This window comes from Mucilaginibacter mali (assembly GCF_013283875.1).
GTDB classification, from domain to species: Bacteria; Bacteroidota; Bacteroidia; order Sphingobacteriales; family Sphingobacteriaceae; genus Mucilaginibacter; species Mucilaginibacter mali.
On record NZ_CP054139.1, the window covers coordinates 2,551,830 to 2,577,919 of the forward strand.

Annotated in this window: 21 protein-coding genes and 1 other RNA gene; 9 read left to right on the forward strand and 13 right to left on the reverse strand. The window is 45.3% G+C overall.

What is annotated here, in order from left to right:
- Window positions 1-24 precede the first annotated feature (24 nt).
- The 3 genes from HQ865_RS10765 to HQ865_RS10775 all read left to right on the forward strand — a co-directional run bounded on the left by HQ865_RS10765 (window position 25) and on the right by HQ865_RS10775 (window position 2,457).
- A complete protein-coding gene (locus HQ865_RS10765) occupies window positions 25-429 on the forward strand; it encodes a DUF1573 domain-containing protein (RefSeq protein WP_173414911.1) in 405 nt (134 codons plus the stop codon).
- Between the two features lie 98 nt (window positions 430-527).
- Window positions 528-1,754: a pyridoxal phosphate-dependent aminotransferase gene (locus HQ865_RS10770; protein ID WP_173414912.1), complete on the forward strand. Its 1,227-nt coding sequence runs from the start codon at window positions 528-530 to the stop codon at window positions 1,752-1,754.
- A 31-nt stretch (window positions 1,755-1,785) separates the two neighbouring features.
- The gene (locus tag HQ865_RS10775) at window positions 1,786-2,457 is read left to right on the forward strand and encodes an outer membrane beta-barrel protein (protein WP_173414913.1); all 672 of its coding nucleotides are present in this window, start codon (window positions 1,786-1,788) and stop codon (window positions 2,455-2,457) included.
- A 99-nt stretch (window positions 2,458-2,556) separates the two neighbouring features.
- Here HQ865_RS10775 and HQ865_RS10780 read toward each other — a convergent pair whose 3' ends face one another.
- Window positions 2,557-3,477 carry a hypothetical protein gene (locus HQ865_RS10780; protein WP_173414914.1) on the reverse strand — a complete coding sequence of 307 codons (921 nt, stop codon included), beginning with the start codon at window positions 3,475-3,477 and terminating at the stop codon, window positions 2,557-2,559.
- A 205-nt stretch (window positions 3,478-3,682) separates the two neighbouring features.
- On the opposite strand from HQ865_RS10780, the gene HQ865_RS10785 reads away from it, so the two are divergent.
- Window positions 3,683-4,027, forward strand: coding sequence for a HopJ type III effector protein (locus HQ865_RS10785; protein ID WP_173414915.1), 345 nt, complete (start codon window positions 3,683-3,685; stop codon window positions 4,025-4,027).
- Window positions 4,028-4,145: 118 nt separating this feature from the next.
- Here the strand turns inward: HQ865_RS10785 and HQ865_RS10790 are convergent, their stop codons facing one another.
- From HQ865_RS10790 to HQ865_RS10800, 3 genes are all read right to left on the reverse strand, one after another.
- Window positions 4,146-5,633, reverse strand: coding sequence for an MBOAT family O-acyltransferase (locus HQ865_RS10790; RefSeq protein ID WP_173414916.1), 1,488 nt, complete (start codon window positions 5,631-5,633; stop codon window positions 4,146-4,148).
- A 34-nt stretch (window positions 5,634-5,667) separates the two neighbouring features.
- The gene (locus tag HQ865_RS10795; RefSeq protein ID WP_173414917.1) at window positions 5,668-6,708 is read right to left on the reverse strand and encodes a hypothetical protein; all 1,041 of its coding nucleotides are present in this window, start codon (window positions 6,706-6,708) and stop codon (window positions 5,668-5,670) included.
- Window positions 6,709-6,954: 246 nt separating this feature from the next.
- The gene (locus HQ865_RS10800) at window positions 6,955-9,912 is read right to left on the reverse strand and encodes a sensor histidine kinase (RefSeq protein ID WP_173414918.1); all 2,958 of its coding nucleotides are present in this window, start codon (window positions 9,910-9,912) and stop codon (window positions 6,955-6,957) included.
- A gap of 179 nt (window positions 9,913-10,091) precedes the next feature.
- On the opposite strand from HQ865_RS10800, the gene HQ865_RS10805 reads away from it, so the two are divergent.
- The 3 genes from HQ865_RS10805 to HQ865_RS10815 all read left to right on the forward strand — a co-directional run bounded on the left by HQ865_RS10805 (window position 10,092) and on the right by HQ865_RS10815 (window position 12,207).
- A complete protein-coding gene (locus HQ865_RS10805; protein WP_173414919.1) occupies window positions 10,092-10,913 on the forward strand; it encodes a hypothetical protein in 822 nt (273 codons plus the stop codon).
- 325 nt (window positions 10,914-11,238) lie between these two features.
- The gene (locus HQ865_RS10810) at window positions 11,239-11,409 is read left to right on the forward strand and encodes a hypothetical protein (protein WP_173414920.1); all 171 of its coding nucleotides are present in this window, start codon (window positions 11,239-11,241) and stop codon (window positions 11,407-11,409) included.
- Window positions 11,410-11,457: 48 nt separating this feature from the next.
- Window positions 11,458-12,207, forward strand: coding sequence for a hypothetical protein (locus HQ865_RS10815; protein WP_173414921.1), 750 nt, complete (start codon window positions 11,458-11,460; stop codon window positions 12,205-12,207).
- 129 nt (window positions 12,208-12,336) lie between these two features.
- On the opposite strand, the gene HQ865_RS10820 is transcribed toward HQ865_RS10815, so the two are convergent.
- The 8 genes from HQ865_RS10820 to HQ865_RS10855 all read right to left on the reverse strand — a co-directional run bounded on the left by HQ865_RS10820 (window position 12,337) and on the right by HQ865_RS10855 (window position 23,442).
- Window positions 12,337-13,965, reverse strand: a complete 1,629-nt coding sequence (locus HQ865_RS10820; protein ID WP_173414922.1) for a tetratricopeptide repeat-containing sensor histidine kinase — start codon at window positions 13,963-13,965, stop codon at window positions 12,337-12,339.
- A 110-nt stretch (window positions 13,966-14,075) separates the two neighbouring features.
- Window positions 14,076-14,723, reverse strand: coding sequence for a hypothetical protein (locus HQ865_RS10825; RefSeq protein ID WP_173414923.1), 648 nt, complete (start codon window positions 14,721-14,723; stop codon window positions 14,076-14,078).
- Window positions 14,724-15,021: 298 nt separating this feature from the next.
- Window positions 15,022-15,391: a transfer-messenger RNA gene (ssrA, locus tag HQ865_RS10830) on the reverse strand.
- A gap of 96 nt (window positions 15,392-15,487) precedes the next feature.
- A complete protein-coding gene (locus HQ865_RS10835; RefSeq protein WP_173414924.1) occupies window positions 15,488-16,165 on the reverse strand; it encodes a DUF6250 domain-containing protein in 678 nt (225 codons plus the stop codon).
- Window positions 16,166-16,170: 5 nt separating this feature from the next.
- Window positions 16,171-18,885, reverse strand: coding sequence for an exo-rhamnogalacturonan lyase family protein (locus tag HQ865_RS10840; RefSeq protein ID WP_173414925.1), 2,715 nt, complete (start codon window positions 18,883-18,885; stop codon window positions 16,171-16,173).
- A gap of 245 nt (window positions 18,886-19,130) precedes the next feature.
- A complete protein-coding gene (locus HQ865_RS10845; RefSeq protein ID WP_173414926.1) occupies window positions 19,131-20,504 on the reverse strand; it encodes a glycoside hydrolase family 27 protein in 1,374 nt (457 codons plus the stop codon).
- A 23-nt stretch (window positions 20,505-20,527) separates the two neighbouring features.
- Window positions 20,528-22,150: a sodium/sugar symporter gene (locus tag HQ865_RS10850; protein ID WP_173414927.1), complete on the reverse strand. Its 1,623-nt coding sequence runs from the start codon at window positions 22,148-22,150 to the stop codon at window positions 20,528-20,530.
- A gap of 656 nt (window positions 22,151-22,806) precedes the next feature.
- Window positions 22,807-23,442, reverse strand: coding sequence for an acyloxyacyl hydrolase (locus HQ865_RS10855; RefSeq protein ID WP_173414928.1), 636 nt, complete (start codon window positions 23,440-23,442; stop codon window positions 22,807-22,809).
- A 178-nt stretch (window positions 23,443-23,620) separates the two neighbouring features.
- On the opposite strand from HQ865_RS10855, the gene HQ865_RS10860 reads away from it, so the two are divergent.
- Window positions 23,621-24,649 (forward strand): hypothetical protein, encoded by a 1,029-nt coding sequence (locus HQ865_RS10860; RefSeq protein WP_173414929.1) that lies wholly within the window; start codon window positions 23,621-23,623, stop codon window positions 24,647-24,649.
- A 52-nt stretch (window positions 24,650-24,701) separates the two neighbouring features.
- On the opposite strand, the gene HQ865_RS10865 is transcribed toward HQ865_RS10860, so the two are convergent.
- Window positions 24,702-25,022, reverse strand: a complete 321-nt coding sequence (locus HQ865_RS10865; RefSeq protein ID WP_173414930.1) for a Dabb family protein — start codon at window positions 25,020-25,022, stop codon at window positions 24,702-24,704.
- A 61-nt stretch (window positions 25,023-25,083) separates the two neighbouring features.
- Between HQ865_RS10865 and HQ865_RS10870 the strand changes: the two genes are divergently transcribed.
- The gene (locus tag HQ865_RS10870) at window positions 25,084-26,079 is read left to right on the forward strand and encodes a serine hydrolase domain-containing protein (RefSeq protein WP_173414931.1); all 996 of its coding nucleotides are present in this window, start codon (window positions 25,084-25,086) and stop codon (window positions 26,077-26,079) included.
- Window positions 26,080-26,090 lie beyond the last annotated feature (11 nt).

Below are 26,090 nucleotides of genomic sequence, written 5' to 3' on the forward strand. Positions count from 1 at the left end.
TTTGTTTATAAACAAAAAACGACCATGAAAAAGTTGCTTATACTATGTGCAGTTGTATTAGGTTTTACATTCGCTGCCTCGGCCCAGGACAACCAAAAGCCGGAATTTAAATTTAACGAAGAGAAACACGATTTCGGTAAAATTGCCCAGGGCAAGCCGGTTACCACCAACTTTGAATTTACCAACGTTGGCGAACAACCGTTGATCCTGGCTGCTGTACAGCCAACCTGCGGTTGCACCATTGCCGATTTTACCAAAACCCCGGTTAAAAAGGGTGATAAAGGTACTATCAAAATTACTTATAACGCTGCGGTGATCGCGCCGTTCAATAAATCAATCACCATTACTTCAAACGCTGCAACCCCTACCAAGATCATCAGCATTGTTGGTGAAGTAGTGGCAGCGCCGGCGGCAACGTCAAGTAAATAACAAGATTTTTTTAACCCTATTAGCAAATAAAGGCCCGGGCATCCGGGCCTTTATTTGTTTTATATCTATTGGGTTTTAATTTTTTGTAGTTTTGTGCCATGCCAAAAATATCATCAAAAGGGCAGCATATGCCCGCATCGCCTATCAGGAAGCTGACCCCATTTGCCGATAAGGCTAAACTGGACGGCAAAAAGGTTTATCACCTTAACATCGGCCAGCCCGATATAGCCACCCCTGAGGGGATGCTGAACGCGGTAAAGCACATCGATTTTAATGTTTGGGCTTATACCCCATCCGAAGGAACGCTATCGTACCGTAAAAAATTAGTTAGCTATTATAATAAGCTGGGCTATAATATCAGTCCCGAAAATATCATTGTAACCGTTGGCGGATCGGAAGCGATAACCATTGCCATGATGGCCTGCCTTGATCCGGGTGATGAAGTGATCATCCCCGAACCATTTTATGCCAACTACAACGGCTTTGCCTGCGAAAGCGATATCGTGGTGAAACCTATCCTGTCGTATATCGACAATGGTTTTGCCCTGCCCCCTATCAGCGAGTTCGAGAAGCTGATCACCGATAAAACCAAGGCTATTATCATCTGTAACCCTAATAACCCAACCGGCTATTTATATAGTGCCGATGAACTGAACGCCCTGAAAGAACTGGCCCTGAAATATGACCTGTACCTGTTTAGCGACGAGGCCTACCGCGAGTTTTGCTATGATGGCCGCGAGTTTATATCGCCAATGCATTTGGATGGTATTGACGAGCATGTAATTGTGATGGATACCGTAAGCAAGCGTTATAGCGCCTGCGGTGCACGCCTGGGTTGCATGATCACCAAAAACAAAGCTGTTATAGCTGCCGGATTAAAGTTTGCGCAAGCCCGTTTAAGCCCTGGCATGGTTGAGCAGATAGCCGGTGAAGCCGCGGTTGATACTCCGGACAGCTATTTCGAAGCTGTTAATAAAGAATATACCCATCGCCGCGATATATTGGTGAGCGCGCTTAATAAAATGGATGGCGTGTTTTGCCCTAACCCGGGCGGCGCCTTCTACGTGGTGGCTAAACTGCCGATAGATAATGCCGATAAATTTTGCCAATGGATGCTGGAAAGCTTTAGCCATAACAACCAAACGGTAATGATGGCCCCGGCTACCGGTTTTTACAGCACAGCAGGCGCCGGCGCTAACGAAGTGCGCATGGCCTACGTTTTAAATGCCGCTGACCTGCAAAACGCAATGACTTGCCTGGAAGAAGCATTAAAAATATATCCTGGCAGAACGGAAAGTATAACAGCCAACGCTGAAGCCGTTTAACAGGATCTAAACAAAACCCCTTATCACAATAATGAAAAAAATTTTATTACTATCAGCAGTGATGCTGGTTGCCGGCATTGTATCGGCACAGAAAGTTAATTTTGGCGCAAGGCTGCGGTATACCGATGCCAAATTAATGATATCGGCATATGGGATGACCAGGCATTACAGGGATCTGGCAAACGTAGATCCGGGTGTTTTTGCTGATATTAATTTTGGCAAGGTAACTGTAGAGCCTGGTTTGCTTTTTGCATTGAAGGGTGGCGCCTTGGGTGGCCCTATCATAGGCAACTCAACCGACTATAACATATTAAATATCGACCTGCAGCTTTACACCCTGGAACTGCCGGTAAATATATTATATAATATCCCTTTAAAGCCGGGGAAGATTTTTATAGGCGGCGGACCGTATGCCGGTTATGCGGTATCCGGTAAATATAAAGGCTATACTACCCAATACACGTCACCAAATACGGTTACGGAAGTTAGCACCACCAGCACGCCGGTTAGCTTTGGCAGCTTCCCTACTTATATTAAACGATTTGACTTTGGCCTTAATGGCTTAGCAGGCTTTCGTTTAAACAATGGGTTTGAAATTAATATTGGGATGGGCTTTGGGTTGGCAAACGTGGTAAACAAAAACAACCCCGCTGTTATGCACAACCGCACAATCAGCGCCGGGATAGGGTATTTTTTTAAGTAAAATTTTATTACAGCTTTATATAAAACCCGGCCGGGTTTTCAATTGGGCGAGAACTAAGCAATTCTACTTACACTATTTAACAAAGGTTTATGATATGCGTCATGAACCTTTGTTGTTTTTAGCGGCACCGGCTTCATCATATTTTAAAATCATGCCTTTATAAATTTGCAGCATTTTTTTCATGGCTGCCTGTTGGGTTTGGGTAATGCTTACTACATGGTAATATTTATCGCCATCGTATCTTAATTTCACCTTTTTAGCGGTAGCCATTTTAACCAGCATAGCCAGGTCATCTTCTCCCATCCGCGCGTCGCTCCATTCCCAAATAGAGCCATCGCCGTTATCTCTTTTAAATTCGGGAGACATTGTAAAGTTTTCGCCATCGGCATTAACCGTCATTTCTTTAATAAACAACCAGTCATCAGCCAGGTAACGGGTGGCAAATCTAAGTTCAGGCCCGTAGGTATCTTTATTGATGTATAAAAACACACCGGCTACGTTAACATATAACGATGAGCTTGGATCGTATATATCAGTCGTTTTCGAAAACTGATCGTATTTTTTACGGGCGTTACGATATACTTTCTTAAATGTTGGCGCATCAACTTTAATGGCATCCAATTGTCGTAACGCAAAGTTGTTGGAAGTATCAGTTGCTGCCGTCTTCTGTGCTGCCACATACGCGCTGTCTTTTTTTGCAGCAGTATCAATCGCTACCGAATCGGCATAGGAAGAGTTAATACCTTTATTGCCCCCATTAACCACGGCAAACACCACAATAATAACAACCAGCAATATAAGAAACAGCACCGCCCAGGCACTTACACCCTGATTGGCCGGCTGATTATAATTGGCAATGGGCCGCTGACGTGGCTGAACGGCCGGGTCTATGATCACTCGTTCAGTTGCCGAAGGTGCCGGGAACTCGCTTCCGCAGTAATCACATTTAGCATGGCCGCCGTTAGCTATTTCTAATTTAGCGCCGCAGTTGGTGCAATTGGTCAATTGCTCAGTTCCCATATTGTTTTTAGCAAATTGTAAATAAGTGGTTGAGGTACAAAATTATAACCTGTGCATAAAAGCCATGGGCATACTTCCGTTCCGCGCTTTTAAAATACACCAAGAAACATTAATATCAAACCATATGCGCGGTTTATCTTCTTTATTTTTTGTTTATGGCGATAGTACCCGATACAATTGTAGCTTTGCGCCAAAACTATTCTGCATGAACGAACAGACCGACACCCTTATTAAAAGCCTGCAAAACGGATCAATAGCGTTTAAAGATGTGCTTGAATTTATTGATGCCCGCTACCAGCACCAGCCAACCGCCTTTAAAAACGGCGACGCCTATAACGAGGCTACCCAAAACCAGGGCAGCGCAAGGGTATTCAGCTTTGCGCGGATAAACGAATTAAGCAAAGAAGATACTTTACAGCTGTTTGCCGAGCATTACCAGGCGGTATTGAATACCCCCGATGGTACCGATCATCAAAACATCAGGCAGTTTATGACGCATGGCTGGGATGGGATTGTGTTTGAGGGCGAAGCGTTAACGGAAAAACAATAATCAAACCATTGCAGAGACACGATACTTCGTGTCTCTGCCTGTTCCGAATAAGGGGAATATAAAGATAGACACGAAGTATCGTGTCTATACTGTTTATGATTTATATTTTGCTACTCCTCTAAAACTGGAAATAAATAAAGGATTTCCCTGTTCCCTGGCTCAATACGATCATAATAAGCAGCAAGGCCCATACCGTGCCGGTAAGCCACCAGGGTAGTTTGGCAACAGTTTTTAGCACAGATGTATCACGCATCAGCCAATGGAAGGCCAGCATCAGCGTAATAACAACGGCTACTTTAATAATAGTAACGGTTGATAATAAGGGCGGCCCCGCAGGTGCTATACGCCCCGACATAGATGCCAGCATTTGCCATGCATCGGTAAAAGTGGCTGATCGGAAAAACACCCAGGTAACACAAATCAGTAAAAAGGTAAGTAAGGCGGCTATAAAGCCGGCCGGTTTTTTAGCGGTTAGATCGGGGCCTAACGATGCGGTAGCTATGACCGTAGCGGGCACAGTTTCGTCAGCGATTCCCCCTGATGCTTTTTTACGACTGTCGCTCAGGGCTTTTTCTACCCATAAATATACGCCGTGTAATCCGCCCCAGGCCACAAAGGTCCAGTTGGCGCCGTGCCACAGGCCGCCTACCAGCATAGTGATCATCAAATTAATATAAGTTCTGAACTTACCCTCGCGATTGCCGCCCAGCGGGATATAAAGATAATCGCGCAGCCAGGATGATAGGGTTATATGCCACCTGCGCCAAAAATCCGAAAAACCAATAGCGGCATACGGATATTTAAAATTTTGCGGCAACACAAAGCCAAGACACATCGCCACGCCAATGGCCGAGGTGGAATATCCCGCGAAATCAAAAAATATCTGACCAGAAAAGGCCAATACCCCTATCCAGGCATCAAGCGGGCCAAGCCCCCGGTGGGCGCTAAAAACCAGGTCGGACGCGCCGGAGAGCAGTGTATCAGCACATACTACCTTCATAAACAAACCAAGCGACAATAACAGCAAACCATCCAGTAATTGCTGACGGGTAGCTTTGCGCGGGCTTTCAAATTGCGGCACCAATTGCGGCGGGCGCACGATAGGCCCGGCTACCAGGTGCGGAAAAAAGGTAACAAATAACGAAAAATCAAGCAGCGACTTTACCGGCTCGCTTTTACGCTGGTACATATCCACCGTATAGCAAAGTGTGGTGAAGGTATAAAAGGAGATGCCCGCCGGCAAAATGATATTTGGTTTGGCCGGATGATAATTGACGCCGAAAGCATTGGTGAGCGCCACAAAGTTTTCGAGGATAAAACCGCCATATTTAAAAAAGCAGAGCATACCCAGGTTGCCTATCAAACTTATCACCAGCAGCATTCGGCGCTTATGCTTATTTTGTTGAGTATACAATGACCGCCCCACAAAAAAATCGACCACGGTAGACAGCCATAACAGCAAAATGAACGGCGGGTTCCAGGCGGCGTAAAAAACATAGCTTGCCAGTAACAGGTTTACTTTTTTTGCCTTCCACGCAATGGACAGGTTATGCAGTATCAGCATAATAGCAAAAAACACGACAAAGGTATAGGAGTTAAAAACCATGACGTTTGTGTTTAAGATTTAATTAAGGTTGATATTAATAATTGGCCGCCATTTTTAAATTCCAGCCTTCCTGTTGTTTAAGTATGCTTACTAAAGCTTTGGTATAAGTAATGGCGCTCTTCGGGTCAAGATGCGACCACTCGGGACAAACCAGGTGCGCTGTGGCCGGATAGTCGGCAAAGTAAATGCCCTTGCAGCCGGTTGTAGCCAGCAGCCTGTCCCAATACAGTTTACGCGGATAGCCCATACTTTCGCCAATATACATCGGCGGGTTCGATGGCGTCCGGACGAATATCACACTGCCGCCGCGCGCTTTAATTTTGTCTACATCGCTTTTAATGTTTTGCATAAAGGCGTCTAATTCCTTACCGCTCATTGGCGGGGAAGGGTCTTTCCCCAGCATAGCCCATATACCTTTTACCTGGTTTTGCAGGTTGGTATCGGCCACAAAGCGGTCGGTCATCTTATTTTGCCGGTTAAACATGGTCGGCTCAAAATCTATAGGAAAATCAAGCGTGGGATATACGCCCGGCCTGTCTTTTACCTGCGCATGATCTAACATGCCATTTATAGAAAGATGCGCCGAATTAAGGAATGCCAGGTTAGCTTCCACAGGCTTATCTAACAAAAAGCTGGCTTGCTGTGCCGGCGTGCGCTTTTTATAATAACCGATACCCTCGGCCGGCGATATCAAAAAATAAGGCGCCTTATTAAAAAATAAGATCTCGGTTACGTCCACTATCAGGCTGCCTTTAAACTTAGGATCATTGGCCAGGTCATCCAACATGGGGACGGGCGTAGACCCGGTCATGGCCAGTTGTATGGCATGCGTACCGGCCAGGCTTTCCCAGGTAGGGATATCCAGATCGTACTTAATGCGCGATGAGCCGATAAAAACGGTCGCCTTATCGGCCGGTTCGTACACCATGGCGCGCTTATCGGCCCATAATTCGGGGCCGTCATCATAATCGGCAATTACACCTTTATGGCGCAGGTATAACTCCCATGAGATAATAAAGGTAATTAACAGCACAACAGCCAGAATGGCCGACCGGGTGGTGGTATGTGTTTGCATAGGCCTGAGTATTGAAAAATGAAAGTATCAGCAAAATTTAAGGTTAGCCTAACCTGTCACCCTCCCCGATACCCTGTGCAGGCGTGCAACCCAAAAACACAAGTATTTTAATTAACTGAAAGATAGATAATTAAAAGTAAATACCAAATACATTGCTATGCATTTTTTCCACAACGGTATAATGTGGTACAGATGGCTAAGAAATTGTTATGTTTTTGGGGAAAGATAACAGCGCTATTAATTCTACTACTCCGATGGGATTTTTAAAATCTTTGTGATCAGCAGCTGCCACTTGCTCAGCTTTTTATCAAACTCAACTACCTGCAATGTTTTAAGTGGTATTTTAATGCTGATATGCGCGCCGCCTTTATTTTCTATCGAAAGTTCGCCGTTTAATTTCTCTACCCGCGAGCGGATATTGCCCAAGCCCATACCGCTTCCACTTCCTTTGGAGGGCGAATTGCCGGCTTTTATACCAACACCGTTATCCTTAACGGAAATGTGAAGCGATTGCTCATCGGTGAACATCTTCAACTCAATAGTACTGGCCCCCGAATGCTTAATAGCGTTGTGCACTATTTCCTTAACCAAAAGATAGATGGTGCGGCGGCTTTGCACCGTGATCTTCATATCGGGGATCTCATCGGGCAAATCGTCGACCAGGCGGATATTGGAATGCTCAAACAACAGGTTGATCTGGGCATAGGTATAATAGATCAGGATCTCCAGGTTATCATTACCAATATGCGTGCTCCATATCACTTCGCGTATCTTGGCCGATAGATCGCTCACCATGTTTTTTATCTGATCGATCTCCGGTCCGGCGTTCTCGCTTTTGCCGGCCCTGTCGGCCAATAATTTTATGGTAAATACACCCGGCCCTATGTCGTCGTGCATTTCCGAGCTTATCCTTTGTCGCTCGGCCAGGATCAATTGCTGTTGCGTATCAAAGGCTTTTTTCAACGATAAACGTTTGAGCAACATGGTTACATAGCCATAAAAAACAAGCAGCAGGAAGATCAAAAACAAGGCAATTTTAAAGGCCGTTCCGCGCCACCAGGGTTCTTCTATCGTAAACTTATAGCTTATCATACGGTCTGCCACCCCCATGCGCGGATCAACAGCAACGGCTTTCAGTGTGTAAGTCCCGGGCATTAACGATGAGAAGTGGATGGTCCGCTCGCCAGGTTCAGTCGTCAGCCAGGTGGTATCTGTTTTGGTGACCAGGCAGTATTTAATATAAATGTCCCTGGCTTTTAAATAAGCCGGGATCCCGATATTAAACAGCACATTATTTTCCGCGTACGATAGTTTGTGGCTGCCGCTATCCGGCCATATCTGGTTATTCACCTTAACATATAACAAATAGTTCTTCAGTTTTTTACCGGCTGTGGCCTTCACAAGCGGGAAATTATCCAGCCCCGCCGATGTGGCCATATACACCATCCCGCCCATTCCGTCCAGATCCAACACCTCGGATGCGCTGCGGTCCGGGAACTCGTAGTTATCAACCAAAGCCCTTTTTTGCGTATTAAATATTTGCAGCGGCCCCGAACCCAGTATCCACAGGTTTTTATCGATAGGTTTTATTTTAAATATCGATTTAGAGAAAAGCCCGTTTTGAACAGAAATATGCTCGATATCGTTTTTATCAACCACCAGCATACCATTACTGATGGTACCGATATAAAGCCGCTGATCTACCTCAGATAACGAGGCGGCATACACCTGTTGATTTTCAAATAAAAACGGCTTCATCCCGTTCTTATCGATCTTATAAAGAATGTTTTTAATGGTAACAAACAGCGCGTCCTGCCCGGTAGAATAGGCGATGGCGCGTGCCCGTAGCCGCAGGTAAAAAAAGTTATCGGCCTGGTTGTATTGAAAAACATGGCCAAACATGGCCTGGATCTGTTGGTTCAGCTTATCCGACTTTTCGCGTGGGATCACAAACAGGCCACTTGTGGATGCGATGTAGATCGCTTTATCATCATAGCATAATTGCTTGGCTGTTTTGATGTTAACCAGCTCGGTGATTTTTTTGGCTGGGATATTAACCCGGTAGGTAGAAAGAGAAGACGCCACGATATAATCATCATGATCCACAGCCGCGATGTAGTTTATAGATCCGGCAGCAGGTGATACCTTGATTTTAAAACTGGTATTTTTGGTAGCCGGATCGTACAGGGCCAGGAAGCCCTTTTGCGTGCCCAGCAGCAATTGATCGTTATACCGTTTCAGGCTTATTACCAGGTCTCCGGCATCTAAACCGGGAATAATGGTTTTATTGGCGATGTCTTTTTTGTATTGTACCAGCAAACCGTAGTACAGGCTACTGAGCCATTTATTACCCTCCAAATCATTTACAATGGCAGATAGGTTATACCCTTTTATTGCCTCACCATCTTTTAACGAATAACTGCCATCGTTGGTGTTTACCCACAAATTATCGGGTGTAACAGATACCGTATTTATAAAACTATTGAACGCGGTTTGCCCGCATTGCTTTACCGTATCGTTTTGCAGCAGCAGCTTTTTAACCGTGCCGGCAGGGTTAACCATCAGGTATGCCGTATCGCGGTAGGTGTTATTGGTCAGCCAGTAAACATTGCTCCGTATTTCCTCGTCTCCAGTATAAACTATCTTTTTCAGGCCGGTAGCTTCGGTGTAGGCGTACCATACCCTATCGCCACGGATCAACACCTTATCTTTTAACACGGCCAGGCTTGAGGTATAGGTATTGCCGATGTATCTTGCCGTCAGATCATTGGTATTCATCACAAAAATGCCTTTGTCTGACGTGGCCAAAAGTTCATCGTGAAACAAGGCCATCCGGGGGAAATTACGCTCGCTTTTATAATCGTAGCTTTCTACCAGCGTTACGTTCTCATGGTCGATATAAAAGATCTGCCCGTTGAAATTATTGAACCAGATGCGGCCGTACTTGTCTTCCAGCAAATTGGTGCAGCCTAAAGAAATTTGGCGGGGATGGCTAAAGTGTACATAGTTGATCCCATCGTACCGGGCCACGCCCATGTCGCTGGCTATCCATAAAAAACCATGCTTATCTACCCGCAGATCGTAGATCTCTTTTGTCGGGAACCCGAACGCCTGTTTCACTTGGCTGTTTTGAGCTTTTAAGCCTATGCCGGCAACCAATAAAAGCAGCGTTAAATATATCCTCGACAAAACCAGGTTCAGCATAGATGTTAAATTACGGTAAATGTATTTGTTTTCGGTAATAAAAAAAGGACATATTGGTAATGTATGCCCAATGCCTGTTAAAATTACCGCTTTGGAAACAGGTGTGGCTTTTTGTTTTGATACTGGCAACCGTAGGGCCTTGTTTTTACGTATTGTGAGCATAATTAATACCTGTAACCGTGCTTAAAAACTTCCGTCTAACCCCTGTCTGCTTCTTATTTGGCTTATTTATTACCTTGTCATCGTGCCGGAAACATCACCCGGATATCTCGCCCGGCGAAGGTGCTACCGATGCACCGCCGACCACAAACAACGGTCAGCCACGGATAACCCGGTACGAGTATTTCCCAAATCTGTATACGCTGTTTAACTATAATGCCGCCGGGCAGATCACCAGTATTAGCGATATTAATGCCGATACCCGGAGAGATTGTACGGTAACTTACCTGCCTAATGGCCGTGTAGACCGGATCATCGAAAGCTACAGCTACTGGAAATTTAATTACAACAGCAACGGCCTTTTAGAGCAGGCCGATGCTTATATAGACGGCATAGCCACCGCCCAGGGCTATTATAAATTTGTTTACGACGGGCAAAAGGTAATACAGGCTTTACTGTACAGCACCGAGGGCACCAGTACCATCCACCCCCATTCTAAATTAGACTTTCAATATGATGCAAATGGCGATATCACCCGCTCCGACACTTATTTGTGGGATGCCACTAACGCCAAATACACTTTTGCCGGCTACCAAACCTACCAGAACGATACCCACCCCAACCCGGTTTACTGGTTCCGCGATATTTTTATGGTGCTGTACCGGGTTATTGGCCCGCACAACAATACAAAGGCCACATTTTTTTACCCCGATGGCTCGGTAGACCAGGAGAATACATACGATTATACCTACAATAACAAAGGCTACCCCACATCGGCCGCGCGTAAAAATTTAACCGCGGGGACTAACGTATTTGTTACGCTGGCGTTTTTGTATCAGTAAGGGGTTAGGGCGAAGGGGTAGTGCTGGTAAGTACGCCAATTTTGATAATAAGATCGCTGTAGCAACGCCTTGTAAATACGTCTATCCAGTCAATAACCGTTGTTACAAAATAAAGCTCGTCGGCAGGTGCGTTTCGGCCATCGCTTCAATTACTGAAAATACAATTTTAGTTTTAATTTAAGCGTCCCGCTTAAATTTCTATGTGTTCAAGCGGCACGTTGGGACAGGCGTTGAGTAACTAAGAAACTTTTAAATCTAAAAATACTAAAAGTTTCAATGTAATTAACTTAACATGTTATCTTGTATTAATTTTAAGTAAAATATTATGACGAAAGAAGAAGTAAATGAGCTAATTGAAGCTAAATTAGAATCAATTAAAAAAGATTTTTTGGAGATAAAAGTTGAAATTAAATCGATAAATAATGCTATTCAAAAAAAATTAAGTGATTTGGAAAAAAAAATTGACAACATAGATGATTCTTGGGGACCAGCATAATCTCTACAGCCCACGCTTACTCAAGCAGGATTACCTAACTTTATTGCTATGAAAACGGTTCTGCTAACCGCATTTTTTAGTATTGCTGCTACAACCTTTGCACAAACAGGAAAAAAGAAGGTGGGGTATAGCACCCTTAAAACATTTTATATCGATATTAATAACGATAGTAAAACCGACACCATAATTTTAAGTTCATCGATACCGGGTAAAACGGCTTTTAATCAGATCGCCATTTTAATGTCGGGCGCTAAGAGAACCTTCTTTAAAGCGAAAGACCAATGGGCAGAAATACAGCCGGAATTTCTAACCGCAAACAAAAGCCTGGTGGCATCAAAAAACATTTTTATAAAAAAAACAAAACTACATAGTGTAATTATTCTATCGGGCGGCACCGATGGCGCTGGTTATGGCGGAGAGTTTTCTATAATAAACATTGAGAACAATAATATAAAAATGGTATTTGACTATAGTTCTGGTGAAAGCGCCGGCTCTATATCTGTGGATGTTGAAATCCCGATCAAACTTATTGATCTTGAAAAAAATGATCGATTATGCTTTGTATACAGTGAATATGGTGAGTTTTATAAATCGGTAAACGGCGGGCAAATTGGAACATATCACCCGTTTTTTGTTTTTACCGTTGATGATGATTGCCGGTATAGCGAAGCCCTGTCAAAAACATATAACGAAAAGCACTACGTTTATGTTGACCCTAAACACATGGGGAAAATTGAGATATTTTACCCGGATGATAAGAAGTTAAGGCCGCGGCTTTGGAAGGGCAAGGGCAAGTAGGCTTTGGCTACATAAAGCGTCCGAAATTATAAACTTCCACAACTGTTCAAGCGTCCTTAAGTCCGTTCAAGCGTGCCGCTTAGACAGGCGTGGGTAGCATTCCATATTATTTGCAATATTTGATTCAAATCAACACGCTCCTTTTACCAACTCATCATTGTTTGCATGCAAGTCTAATAATTCATTAATCAACTCAAGTGCATCTTGTGATGTTTGTTTCATTAAACCAAGTGAGGGTGCCAAACGTGCGTCAAAATCATCTTCCATCATCATCAAATCGGCCAGATAAATTGTAGCCCCAACCGGGCTGCGCAGGTCATGTGCCACCACACTCAGTATCCGGTCTTTATTTCTATTTGCCTGTTCCAGCGCGTTTTTTTGCCTGCTGATCTGATCGTTTAAGTCCGTTAGTACTTTTACATTTCGGCGGCTGCGGCGATAGTTAAATAACACCAGCGCTATAATTACCACTGCCAGGAATGAGAGTGATAATACTATCCATAAATATATCTTTCCCAATTGATTATCCTTTTTAAGCAAACTTATTTCCAGGCGCTGGCTCCGGGCATTTAATGCTTCATTCAGGTCTGTTTCCATCTGTTCTCTTTTCGCTTCGGCAATCGAATCACGCATGGAAATATACTGCTTATAGTAGTTTAGTTCCTGTAACTTCATGCGGTTAACCGATGCATATTGATACATCAGCCGGTTCCAGCCCAGCAATGCGTCCTCGTTATAATGTTTCTTCAAGCTTATGCTTAGGCTATCCAGTGTATTTTTAAGTTTGGGGGATTGCTTCTCATTCAAATACAAACCGGCAAGGTTAACCTGCGTTAACTGCGCGTCGCTAATATCACCGTTTGGTTTATTTGTGAACTGAAGGCTTTTTTTATAAAACACTTCAGATGAATCCGTATGGCCTGTCTTATTAAATATCTGTGCTATAGTACCATAAACAACACCCCGGTTAAGGTTACCCGTTGTCGTATCATAAGCCCCGGCATTTTCAGACCGGCGTACTTGCGCCAGGGCTTTCTGGCAATAAATACGCGCACTATCATAACGTGCCAAATTTTCGTAACACTGAGCGATATTATTCAACATCTCCTGCCGCAGGTGATCATAATTATAAACACGGCCGGGTACGCTGCATTTATCAAATATCTGCATAGTACGTATAAAGTACGATTTGGCAGCATTATATTGCTGCTGGCGGTACATAACTAAACCAATAAGATGATAGATCTGGAACGCATGGCACTCTTCGCCAGCTTTTTCTACTTTATCTTTAGCCTTAAAAAACTCATCTACAGCTGGTTGCACCCTACCGAAAGCATACAGCAAATTGCCTTTATTAAAATGATTGGAGAAGGAATACCGCAGCCAGTTAGTATCAGCCATGGGGTGCCTGTCGGCAATGGAAATAGCCGAATCGGCAAATAAGATAGCGCTATCGCGTACATTCAACAGTTGATAGTAAAACGCATAGTGCGAATACAGCAGCATATTTACCTGATCGCCGTGCAAATTTTTTGCCTTGCACAGCGAATCGGCAACGTAAATGGCCTTGCGCGGGCCGTATTTGGCTATTTTTGCGTCGGCCAGGCTAAACATCTTGCCGAGTTGGGCCTGGGGTATCCACGGTGCTTTAGGTTCCTGCAGGTGTGGCGCGAGTACCAGGGTATATATTAAAAATGCGGCAATAGAAACGCATATGGCCTTAAACCAAAATATCGGCTGGTATTTTTTAACGGGCATTGGTAAATTAGGGGCTGCGCCTTTTATTGCTACTTAAAGTTTTAAAAATAATAAAACTGCCCGATTTTATATATTAACTGCTATTTATTTGCCGTATAAATAGACGTTCCTCACCCCCTAACAATCTGCTCTATCTGCGCCAACTGCTCTGCACTTAGCCTATCCAGGTTCTCCTGGCTCAGGATGGTGTTATTAATCTGGATATAGTTATGTTGCTGGTTTACTACAGCGCCGGCGGGGCGTTTGCTGATGGCGCCTACCATTTCAAAATAAAGCCGGGCGGCGCGCATATCGCCATTACTGGCATACTTAAATACTTTAGCCAGTACATCTTGCGATAGCAACTTGAACCGGTCCATCTCTTCGGCAAAGCCCGGATGCGCCTGGTATTGTTTAATATGCCGAGCTATAGTTTGGCGGGTAAGACCGGTGGCTTCGGCTATATTGCTCTTTGTGGGCATTGTTCCGTACTGCCGCATCAAATTGGCAATAGCGGCGGTGATCACCGTGTGGTTATGCTCCCAAAGGCTATTCTTGGTATCGGCATTCATGATCAGGTCTATCTTATCTAAGTAGTCATCTCTTTCTTTACCCGTTAGCCGGTTAAGGGTATGGGTAGCCAGTTCGCCCAGGTATTGGTGTTCAAGTTTAGTAAGGTTTTCGACATCCTTTACGGTTATCTTTTTTTGAGCAAGAAGGCGGCGGATCTTGTTATCTGCAACGGCAAGATCTGTTAAAGCGGTAGGTTGGTTAGGCATTAGTATCTTTATTTAAAACTTATAAAGGTAGCAAATATTTTTGATAATTGCTAATTTTGTTAGTAAAAATCCATGTAACATGTTTTGGGGTGAAAAATTTATTAAATATTTGATTATCAATTATTTAATAAGAAAATTTACTGAAATTATGTTACATTGTGTTAACTTTTTTGAGAGATTTAGTGAAGATATATTGAGCAGAAACCTCTCCCTGCCACAACACATATCCTACGCGCCCCTCCCAGGGGAGGGAACTTTAGAAACGAGAAAAGCCACCCATAGGGCGGCTTTTCTCGTTTAGTGGAGCCGGAGGGATTCGAACCCTCGTCCAAACATGGTATAAGGTAAGCTTTCTACATACTTAGCTTCTGTTTAATTGTCGGGGATCCGGAAGGCCAGTCGCTTGCCTGTACCGTAAACCTTAGGTGCTTTATCTCGCCTGCTTATAACACCATCAGCGGGCCAGTTCCAATTTTCGATGCCCCGTTTGCCGGCCCATTGGGACGCAAAACCGGCGGGACAAAAGCTATGCTAATTCTAAATTAGGCAGCTAAGGCGTAGTTATTTTCGCCATTTGTGGTTTTGAGCGTTCAGATTATAGCGCTAATTCACCCAACGCGCTGTATGCTTACTTACTTATCTCCATCCTGTCAATTCCGGTCGACCCCATTTTTGAGGCTGAAAGCTGAAAGGATAAAGCTTAAAGCAATACAAATGTACTAAATAAACTCGGCTACGCTATCAGCAAAATGTAAATTGACGGGCTAATCCAGTTGCCAAACCCGTAAATGCCTTACCTCCTGCCGCGACCAGGTGGAGCGAAACCCGAAATATCCGGAGGTGAGCAACTGTGGGTCGGCATGGTCGAAAAAGCACTCGCCGTTTACCCAATAACTGGTAGCGCCTTTGTTAACTATTATCTTAATATGATAGGTCTTACCCGCCTGTAACAGGTGCGGCGCATCGAGGTATTCTTTAATTACGGGTTTGGTTCCATTTACCAAATACTTGCGGAAGCGGGTGGTTTTGTTGGTATTGCCACCCATACCCACATAATATAATTGCAGGTTATCGTAAGCTTCGAACTTGCCGTTGCGGGTGAACAGGTTGGCATTGGCCGGGTCGGTAGCCATCCAAAACTGGTTAAAGTCGGATAAGCGGTCGTTCTTGCCCGAATCTACCAGCACTACCCTATCGTATTCAATTTGGATATTGCCTTTTAGTAACTTGTTCAGCCAAACGGTAACGCCACCTTTAGTATCCAACACCAATGCGCCATTCTTTGTGCTGACGGTTGATACCGCATCCGGTTTGGGTTCTATCTCGCTTATCCAAACCTTTGTATCCAGCGGCTTAGTAAAGTCATCGCTAAATATCAGCTTCTCCTGCGCCGATGCGGTGCCGCACCATAATAGTAAAGCAATTAAACAATATCTCCTCATATCCATTATTTATCCCAGGCGGCATTATGTTCAGGTAGTTGGTCGCCGGCCAGGGCCAGCAGTTCGATAGCGTTCAGGCACCATTGCGATGTACTGTTGGTAGATACGTTGCGTATCTCGTTCAGTGGTTTGATCACAGAGGGGCCACTCAGTGGCTGCGAGTCGAACTTACCCGACCCATTCCCCCTGCCCATTCCCACAGGCATACCCGGGCGGCCTTGTCCATTAGGCAGGAATTGATCCCAGGCGCGTTTGGCGTATTTTACATCTTTTGTGATATAATAAACATAGGCCGGCTGGCGGGCATAGTCGCCCGCGGTCTCGCCCAGGGTTATTTTTACTTCAGGGCCTAAAGCGGCCTGCACTTCTTCTTTAGGTGCTCCGTATAGCGAACAGTATTGCAGGTATAGGCGGTTAAAGTCTTTATTATTTAGCAGTGGCGTTAGTTCGTAAAAGGCTTCCATCCCGCCCATCAAAGTGGCCAGGTGCAGGCTGCCGATGTCGCCATCGTGCAGTTGGTACATGTGGTTGGTCTTTGGATCGTACCCCATGCCGCCGTCCTTACCATTGCCCGAGTAAAAACCATATTTCATTTTGGCAAAGTCGCCAACGCCTACCAGTATTTTGTTCTTCCATTTAATATCGCCAGTGCGCTCCCACTCGGTCATCCAGTTACCAACTAAGCCGTCCCAATCCGGCCCGAAGCGGGCGTGTGTGGGGTACTGGCTTGGCGGCAGCAGCTCGCGCAGCGGATCGACGTGTAAAATGCCGCTATCGGCATTCATAGCGGTCTCGTGCATCATATCACCGGTACGCTCGTCGGTAGTGAGGTAGTAGTAATAGCGTCGCAACATAGCCTGGCTTTCGCGCACTTCTTTAGATCCGTCGCCCCAGTGGTTCACGTTGTGGCGCGAACCCAAACCGGCCATCCTGCCCAGGTGATAGCAGTCTACCTCGCTGGTATGGCGGGTCATGGCCTCGGCCATTTTAAAGATATCGGCACGGCCGCTGCGCAGGTAGCTATACCATAACCATATATCGGTGCCCAGTTCGGTATTATCCCAGGCAAATCCACCCATATCGTACTTCCAGGTGTGGCGCGCGGCATCGTACGAGTGCATCACATCGCCATAATTCCAGAAGCCGTACCACTCGCGATGGTCTATTTCCTGCTGATAAAAGGCGATGGCCTTATCCAACTGGTCTTCTATCCATTGCTTGCCTTTAGTGCTGCGATCGGGTAAACTCCATATACCGAACGCGCCTGCTTTGTGCAGATATTCGGGCGTGGTGACAAGCAAATTGGTATTGTTAGCCTCGGTCACATTATCGGCCAGTTGCTGGTTGGTGGGCATGGCATCGTACACGCTGATCAGCACCTCGCTGGTGCGGCCAACGCCATAAGGCGTGCTGAAGCCGGGTTGCACATCCTCGTAAGTTACGTTCAGGTCGTGCGCGGTAGTATCGTAGTGGCGCAGGTCCATGGCCTCGGCATAGGGCGACCACATCCACACGTTTATTTTGGCTTGCTTGGTCCGCGCACCAAATATCTCCAGCGCGGCCGGGTACGATTGCCAGAAATTCTTTAGCGATAACGACAGTCCTCCTGTTGCATCGCCCACAAAGGCCATACCCGTAGCGCGTTTACCGCCTATCACATCCAGCCAACTGGCGGCATTATTGGTGCGTTTTTGGATATTGAAGCCATCTGCGCTGCTTTGTACAAGTTTGTAATCGTTCCAACTGGCCATGTTATCATATAGTATCTTTTGGTTAGGCGCTTCCTCTACGTTAGGTATTTTGCGACCGTTGGCCTGATCTAAGGCGTTAGGGCTTGGCCGACGGCCATTCAGCGGCTGCACCGGCTCTGCCCAGATGCCATCACCCTCGCCCGAGAAACGCACGTGGTGGTTCTGTAATTGCTCGCGCAGGGGTACGTTAAAGGTTAAACCCAAACCTTTAATAAAATCTTTCTGGTCATCGCCATCATAAATAATGGTATGCAATAAGCGGATGTTGGATACCCCTTCATAGAAGTAGAAACGCAGGATAAACGGCATAAAACTGCGGCTGCCATTAGTTAGTTTGAAATTACCGTTCACACGCACTACCGCGCGCAGCGGGCCATTCTGCTCTACCGTTACCTGTTTAACATCACCCATAAAGCGCTGACGGGCAGGCGCGTTATCCCAATCGACATCGGGTTTATTTTGCAGCAGGCATTGTAATACGCCATCGGTGGCTACCTGTTTGCCATTGATGCTTAATGAGGGTACGATATCCGTTCCGCTTTTGGCAATAACGCACTGCACCGCGCCGGTATTGACGGTAACGGTCTTGCCATCATCGTTCACCTGCAAGGCCTTGGCTACCCCCGGTTTGTTTTTGGGTGATCCAATGGAAAGCGCCAGATCTTTAGTAGTAGAATCGCCAACAGCGGCAAGGCCGGTCCATTTAACCGAACCATCGGGCCATGTAGCCATCGTCCAGCTTTGTACGGGTAGTTTACTGCCATCGGGTTTGGTGAGGGCAAATTCAGTGTTCTTTTTTACCTGCCCCTGTGGCCAGGGCACACCCCAACTGGTACCGGTAGCCTTCTTTGGCGACCCGTACAACCATTTTAAAGGCACATCGCCGGGTTGCTGCGCAAAGACGCTTGCCGAAAATAGCAGTAAGGCGGCGGTACTTAGTTTTTTAAGGCAGGTAAAATTCCACGTCATAACAGGATAATGTTTTTGTTTAAGATACTGGGCTAAGCAAAGTGTTGTGCACCTGCTTATAATTGGTAAAGTAAATGTCAAACATTCAGGCTAATTGGGCATCCTGTTGTATCCTGTTCTGATGGTAACAAAGAGGTGATAGAAAAGAGGCCTCACCTAAATCCTCTCCAAAGGAGAGGACTTAAGAAGTTATTACTTAGGCCCCTCTCCGTTGGGGAGGGGTTGGGGTGAGGCTTTCGCGAGCATCAATTCACTGCCAACTTCATCAACACCACCCCATGCTTATTCACCTGCTGGTGATAGCTATCCGAAAACGCGCCTAAATTCTGCCGTTTCCACAGGTCGCGTACGGTTATTTTGCCGCTCAGACCAAGGTCGGCGAAGTTGATGCTGATATCTTTCGCGTCGCCATCTACATTGAACATGCCTACATACAGGCTTTTGCTGCCGGGGATATGACTGAACCATACCATCGCGCCGTCTCTATTATATAGCTGTTTAGGATCTGAACCTTGCTGGTTAACCGCCAATACTTCGGGGTTGCTTAGCAATTTCAGTTCCAACGGGCGGTTCTCGGGCATATTGCCACCCATCATCAATGGCGAGCGGAACAGGCACCAGAATGACATGTGGGTATACAGTTCATCTTCGGTAAAGCGACTGTAACGCTCTTTGCCTACCGGGCCGCGTTTAGATAGCTTGCCAATTTGCAGCATATCCGCATCGGGCCAATGGCCGGGGCCACCCTGCCCTTCCCAGCGTTTGGCATACTCAAACATGTGGGTGATCTCTTTCCAGTTATCCCAAAAATCGTCGGCCATGCGCCACATGTTGCCGTATTGTTTTACATGATCAGCCTGCGTTATCGGTGTTTCGCCTGGCGAAAGGCTGAACGCTACCGGCCTGCCGCATTGTGCTATCGCCTTGCGGTAACCTTCTACCTCGGCCACACTATAAGGGCGCGAAAGGTCATCAACCTTAATAAAATCTACTCCCCAGCTGGCATACAGGTTAAGGATAGAGTTGAGGTAAGCCTGTGCACCGGACTTGCTCATGTTAAGGCCATACATGTGGTTCATCCAGGGGCACTTTGACGCGGTATCGGCTATCATATCTGCCGTGATGCCGGGTGCGCCCATAACCGGGGTTTTGGCCCATACGGCCTGGCGTGGTATACCGCGCATTACGTGGATACCAAATTTCAGTCCCAGCGAGTGTACATAGTCGCCCAGCGGTTTAAAGCCTTTACCACCAAATGCTGACGGGAACTTGGTAGGCTGCGGCAGCAACCTACCCCATTTGTCCATAGTAAGCCATGGCACGAAAGAGCCATCCTGCAAATTCTTTTGAAAAGGGTTGCCGATATTGCTTCCCGGCGGGTTATCGTACGACCATAAAAAGTCGACCACGATGTATTGCCAGCCGTATTGTTTCAGGTTTTTGGCCATATAGGCGGCGTTGGCTTTCACCTCATCCTCGTGCACGGCCGAGCCGAAGCAGTTATAGCTATTCCAGCCCATGGGCGGCCTTTGCGCTACCATCTGCGCAAAACATGTATTATTGACAGTTAAAATACTTAACGCGCAAATAGCGCCGATAAAAATTGGTTTTAAACGCATCGTACAATGATATTTATTTCAAATTACCAGAAAACAGTGTAAAGGGCGGCCAGTATACCGCATATAATTACCGAAGATACAACAAATGAGGTGCTCACCTTATACATACTCTTATCGGCCTGAATGGTGCTTTCCTTATCTGAAGGCGCAGCCAGGCTGATCACCACCATCAGCACCATACAGATCACAAATACCCACATCATGCGGTTTAGGAATGGTATGGCCGGGATAGCATTGTGCGTTAACTCGGGCAGGAATTTAAACAGTATCGATAGCGGTATGGTAAGCAGGCCGGCAGTAAGCGCGGCACCTGATGTAGATTTTTTCCAGAACAGGCCCAGCAGGAATATGGCGAACACGCCCGGCGATATAAAGCCTACGTATTCCTGAATGAACTGGTAAACCTGATCGAACGTGCGCAGGGTTGGGGCTATGACAATGGCAATAACCGCTGACAGGATAACCGCCCAACGACCAATAACGATCATCTTCCGCTCTGAAGCATCTTTATTGATATGCTTTTTATAGATATCGAGCGTATAAATGGTGGCTATACTATTGCACTTGCCCGCCAACGATGCTACGATGGCCGCTGTTAATGCAGCGAAGGCCAGGCCTTTCAGTCCCGATGGTAGCAGGTTCATTAATACCGGATAAGCGTGGTCGGGTTTTAATTGTCCGGCAGCATCGGCCATTTCGGTATGGAAATAGCCATTTTGGTAAAGCACGTAGGTGGCTATACCCGGGATAACCACGATAAGCGGGATCAGCAGTTTTAAAAATGCAGCGAAGATCAAACCGTTGCGGCCTGTTTTAATATCGGCACCTAACGCCCTTTGAACGATGTACTGGTTACAGCCCCAATAGTTAAGGTTGTTTACCCACATACCGCCCGCCAGCAGCGATATCCCCGGCAGGATATCGTAAAACTTACTGTCTTTATAAAACACCATATGGAAGTGGTCGCCGGCCTGTTCTTTAAGTATCGAGAAGGCGTGGATAACGCCGTGCCCATGCATCTTGTCGGATACCAGTTGCATAGCCAAATAGCAGGTAACCAAACCTCCCGCTATCAGGATGATCACCTGGATCACATCGGTATAACCGATCACTTTCATCCCCCCCAGCGTAATGATCACCGAGAATATGGCCAGGCCGATGATGCAAGTATTAAAAGGTATGCCCGATATGGTCTCGATAGCCGAAGCGCCTAAAAAGAAGATCGACGTAAGGTTGACCAATACATAAGTAAGCAGCCAGAATACGGTCATCATAGAGCTTACGGTGCTGTTATATCGTTGCAGCAGGAACTGCGGCATGGTGTAGATCTTATTTTTAACATATACCGGCAGAAAGAATACCGCAACAATAATAAGTGTAGCGGCGGCTATCCACTCGTAACTGGCAATGGCCAAACCCATAGCGAAACCCGAACCTGACATGGCGATAAAATGCTCGGACGAAATATTTGAAGCTATGATAGAAGCGCCGATAGCCCACCAGGTAAGCGAACCTTCGGCCAGGAAAAACCCGGCGGTATCGGTATGGTCTGATTTTTTGCGCTGGTATACCCAGTAACCATACCCGGCTATCAGGATAAAATAGATGCAAAAAACGACATAGTCGCTTGAGGAAAGGTGTTTCATGTACTTAGGTTATAAATTGGGAGTCCTAATTTGCTCAAAAAAAACAAGTATACAACCAGTACATCTATTTTATTTACGAAATCGTTTACGCAAATATGTATGTACAAAACCCCTAATAATGGGGTATCAATACTATATGATCCTTTTTGGCCTGTCTGCTAATTTTCGTTATGCCTGTTTATATATGAATGATCAGGTTAGGCGAACTGAATTAAGGATTATCAGAAATGGTGAGATCGTTTTTCTATACGCTGCATAATCAGGATATGCTATAAAAAAAATAACCACCTGTAATTAAAACTACAGGTGGTCTTTTACTTTTTCAGAGCCCATCCGGAAATAGTAAAAATTTTAATGAATGGCGCTGCATATTACCAACAAAATATGCCGCAGTACCTAAATCATTTTACATCAGGTGGCGTCGCGCAAACCTATTTGTAATAAGGTTTAGGTTCTGTAAATATAAATTACTGAAAATCAATATAAAAATCAAATCAAAGCTATTACACCTATAGGGGTTTTGACATGACAAACAACAGTTTGCCCGATACAAACAGCGGTTTTGACTTATACCAAATGCAGGTTTAACCCATACAAACACCATGGTTTGGCAGGATAAAAACGCAATAAATTATCGAAAGTAAAGATGACTGTTATTAAAAGCTTAGCACCAGGCCCCCGGTCAGGGTCATATCGTTGATACCTGCGTTGGGTACTTTAAAACCTGCATTGCTTACATGCCTGATGCCGGGCCTGACATCGGCATACAGGTTTTTAAGTAATTTTACATTAATGCCCGCGCAAAGATTATTGGAGAATACAAAACCGTTGGACTGCCGCACCGGTGTATCGGAGAGGTAATGCGGGCCGGAACTGATCAGCAGGTAAAAGCTGAGTTTATTATTCGGGGTGTTCTTGCGAAATAAAAAGCCAAAGTTTACACCCACCTCATATCCGTCAAGATATTCCGTCCGGTCTGCATCACGATATTTTTTATAAGTGGTGGTGTTATACTGTGGCTGGGTAAGGATATCTATCCCAAAGGTTTTATGCCTTAAAATAGCGTAATAGTATTGCAGTTGATAAAAGGTGATCTTGTAATAATAGGTGGTCTTTAGCGCTATGTTATGATTATCGTTCCCCAACACTTGGCCAATATATTGGATGCCATTGCCGGCCAGGAAACCTATCTTGTGCTTTTTACCGTTAAATAAAGTATCCTGGGCCAGCAACGTATTCGGGATAAACGGGATAATAAAAAGAAAGGCGATCCAAAATACTTTTTTCTTCATAATTGTGCAGGTGCCTTGTGTATTGCTGTCTAAGCAGGCTTTGCTATTCACACGACTATAGCATTACGCTGTTTACGGCCGCCAAGTTGCCTTACCCCGCTGTAAATATATTTTGCTTTTTAGGCTGTAAAACGTTATTATCGTATCCGATAACCAAATAACCACCCTTATTGCCTATATGAAATTAAAAACACAAACTACACACTACACCTTTTTCTACCTGCCTGTTTTTTTGTTTCTTATCATTTTATTGCCATCCTGTAATACCTCGCAAAAACCGGGGATATATAAAGGTGAAAAGATCGCATCGGGTACGCGCGATAAACTGCATAAGTTAAATGACGAGTTACTATCCGCTTTGAAAACCAACAACCCCGAAGACCTTGAGCTATTAATGTCGCAGGGGATGATCGATGACCGGCATAAGCGTTTAGTAACGACCGAGGAGATCAGCATCCGCATGAAAACCGGGGATTATAGCCTGATGTCGGAGTATTATATCGTTAATCCACCCAAGGCGACCAGCGCATCCAGCACGATTAAGGAAAGGGATATGGGCATCAATAATTTCGATCTGACCTTTGCTAAAGCTACCGATGCTGATGAAATGTATGTGGCCCTTTTTACAGCTAAAAAGGCAATGCAAAAATGGCTGATCACCGCTATATACAATAAGTACAACTACGGTTGGAAAGTTGACAAACTGGAAGTACAGCCTTATGCCGAAAATGGCCTCACCGCGCCCGAACTGATGGAGAAAGCAAAAGAACAGTTGAAAAACGGTTACTGGCTGGATGGGTCTAACACGGCATCGTACGCGGTAAATTGCCTTCGCCCTTACTCAAGCTGGAAATATGTAAAGGAGCAGGAGATCTATCATTTTAATTTTGACGCGCTGGAAGTGGTTAAATCGCACTATAAATTACCGATAATCATTAATTCGATACCTACACACCCGCGCATTTGGCGCATACGTATCGAACGCACGCCTGATGGATCGTTCCCCAACGTAAACATCCTGAGTACGATCAACCTGCTGGACACGGTGGCCCTGAGAAAAGAAAACGATGCCATAGGTAAATCGATCGGCAGCGTAATGGCCGGGATAGATAAGGATAAAAAATATATCTATTACACTACCTATAACGAAGCCAAGCAGGGCGTGGCTGTTAACGACCACCACGATTTTGTACAGAAGTTGAAGTAAAGACAAATAAACATCGTCATCCTTAGTTTCCCTCAGGATGACGATGCTTTATTTATACACTCACCGCATCGTAAACTACAACTTTTTGCCACAGGTGGCTGTAGTTCTTAACAAAATCCTGGTGCACCGGGTGATCCTGGTAAACTTTTTGCCCGGCCACATCGCTAAAAAACATCAGTTCTGATACATCCCAGCTGTTTTCAACCACATCTCGCTTCTCGGTATCGGCCACCACGCCTACATGCAGGTGCTTAACGGTTTCTATAGCCGCCAAGGTTTTTACGCCGGCTATTAGCTGTTCGCGATCTTGCGTCGATCCGGAGTTTTTGAGCCAGAAAAATACATGATGAATTACGGGATAATTTTGTTCCATATTTTTTGTGCGCTGTGTTGATTATGTTTGCAATGCATCGCCAATATTAAAAATAATTTCCATGAAAAAGCTATCGCTTGTGTTTGCAATAGTATTGCTGTTCAATTTGCCACTTTACGCGCAATTGAATCTCGATACCGCTTCGTCGATAAAAAATAACCCAGCCATCTACTCGCTCATTGTTGTTAAAAACAATAAAACGCTGTGTAAAAAGTATTTTAACGGATATAATGCCCAAAGTTTGTTTAACGATCAATCGCTTACCAAAAGCATTTGCTCGATACTGATCGGTATCGCTATTAATAAAGGGTATATTTCTTCTGTGGATGAAAAACTGGCTGCTATTTTCCCCATACTAAAAAACGATCCGGATAAACGGAAGCAAACCATCACTATACGGCAGGTGATGAACCAGGCATCGGGCCTTGCGCACGAAAACCTGGAGAACCTGGGAGGATACCTTTCCTTGCCCAACCCCTCTGAATATGTTCTGAAAGCGCCTTTAGTTGATGAACCGGGCAAGGAATGGCATTATAACAACGCGGCCACGCATCTTTTATCGGTAATACTGACTAAAACCACGCATATGGATACCCGCGCCTTTGCTCAAAAGAACCTGTTCGGCCCGCTTGGCATCACCAAATTTGAATGGGCCAAAATGCGCGACGGCTATTATGATGGCTGCGGCTTGCTCAGCATCCGCTTAAGCTCGGGCGATATGCTTAAATTTGGACAGCTATTATTAAATAACGGAAAATATAATGGCAGGCAAATAGTACCCGCCAAATGGGTAAACCTGTTGTTTAACCCCGATGTTTTTTACCAGGCTACCTGGGGTTTTCCGCAATCTACCTATGGCTTGTGTTACTATCATTTCAATTATAAAGGTGTGGCGGTTACCTACGGCATGGGCTGGGGCGGACAGTTTTTGGTGATGATACCTGCTAAACAAGCTATAATGGTGATCAACCAAAACACGGCTGATGCGAACGCGATAAAGCAATCTATTAACTTTACAAATCGCATTTTCCCGATGCTGTTTAAGCTGGTAGATTAAATCGGCTAATA

Excerpts from the sequence above, each read along its gene's own strand:
- HQ865_RS10765 (WP_173414911.1), top strand. The coding sequence starts at position 25 with ATGAAAAAGTTGCTTATACTATGTGCAGTTGTATTAGGTTTTACATTC.
- HQ865_RS10770 (WP_173414912.1), top strand. The coding sequence starts at position 528 with ATGCCAAAAATATCATCAAAAGGGCAGCATATGCCCGCATCGCCTATC.
- HQ865_RS10775 (WP_173414913.1), top strand. The coding sequence starts at position 1,786 with ATGAAAAAAATTTTATTACTATCAGCAGTGATGCTGGTTGCCGGCATT.
- HQ865_RS10780 (WP_173414914.1), bottom strand. The coding sequence starts at position 3,477 with ATGGGAACTGAGCAATTGACCAATTGCACCAACTGCGGCGCTAAATTA.
- HQ865_RS10785 (WP_173414915.1), top strand. The coding sequence starts at position 3,683 with ATGAACGAACAGACCGACACCCTTATTAAAAGCCTGCAAAACGGATCA.
- HQ865_RS10790 (WP_173414916.1), bottom strand. The coding sequence starts at position 5,633 with ATGGTTTTTAACTCCTATACCTTTGTCGTGTTTTTTGCTATTATGCTG.
- HQ865_RS10795 (WP_173414917.1), bottom strand. The coding sequence starts at position 6,708 with ATGCAAACACATACCACCACCCGGTCGGCCATTCTGGCTGTTGTGCTG.
- HQ865_RS10800 (WP_173414918.1), bottom strand. The coding sequence starts at position 9,912 with ATGCTGAACCTGGTTTTGTCGAGGATATATTTAACGCTGCTTTTATTG.
- HQ865_RS10810 (WP_173414920.1), top strand. The coding sequence starts at position 11,239 with ATGACGAAAGAAGAAGTAAATGAGCTAATTGAAGCTAAATTAGAATCA.
- HQ865_RS10815 (WP_173414921.1), top strand. The coding sequence starts at position 11,458 with ATGAAAACGGTTCTGCTAACCGCATTTTTTAGTATTGCTGCTACAACC.
- HQ865_RS10820 (WP_173414922.1), bottom strand. The coding sequence starts at position 13,965 with ATGCCCGTTAAAAAATACCAGCCGATATTTTGGTTTAAGGCCATATGC.
- HQ865_RS10825 (WP_173414923.1), bottom strand. The coding sequence starts at position 14,723 with ATGCCTAACCAACCTACCGCTTTAACAGATCTTGCCGTTGCAGATAAC.
- HQ865_RS10835 (WP_173414924.1), bottom strand. The coding sequence starts at position 16,165 with ATGAGGAGATATTGTTTAATTGCTTTACTATTATGGTGCGGCACCGCA.
- HQ865_RS10840 (WP_173414925.1), bottom strand. The coding sequence starts at position 18,885 with ATGACGTGGAATTTTACCTGCCTTAAAAAACTAAGTACCGCCGCCTTA.
- HQ865_RS10845 (WP_173414926.1), bottom strand. The coding sequence starts at position 20,504 with ATGCGTTTAAAACCAATTTTTATCGGCGCTATTTGCGCGTTAAGTATT.
- HQ865_RS10850 (WP_173414927.1), bottom strand. The coding sequence starts at position 22,150 with ATGAAACACCTTTCCTCAAGCGACTATGTCGTTTTTTGCATCTATTTT.
- HQ865_RS10855 (WP_173414928.1), bottom strand. The coding sequence starts at position 23,442 with ATGAAGAAAAAAGTATTTTGGATCGCCTTTCTTTTTATTATCCCGTTT.
- HQ865_RS10860 (WP_173414929.1), top strand. The coding sequence starts at position 23,621 with ATGAAATTAAAAACACAAACTACACACTACACCTTTTTCTACCTGCCT.
- HQ865_RS10865 (WP_173414930.1), bottom strand. The coding sequence starts at position 25,022 with ATGGAACAAAATTATCCCGTAATTCATCATGTATTTTTCTGGCTCAAA.
- HQ865_RS10870 (WP_173414931.1), top strand. The coding sequence starts at position 25,084 with ATGAAAAAGCTATCGCTTGTGTTTGCAATAGTATTGCTGTTCAATTTG.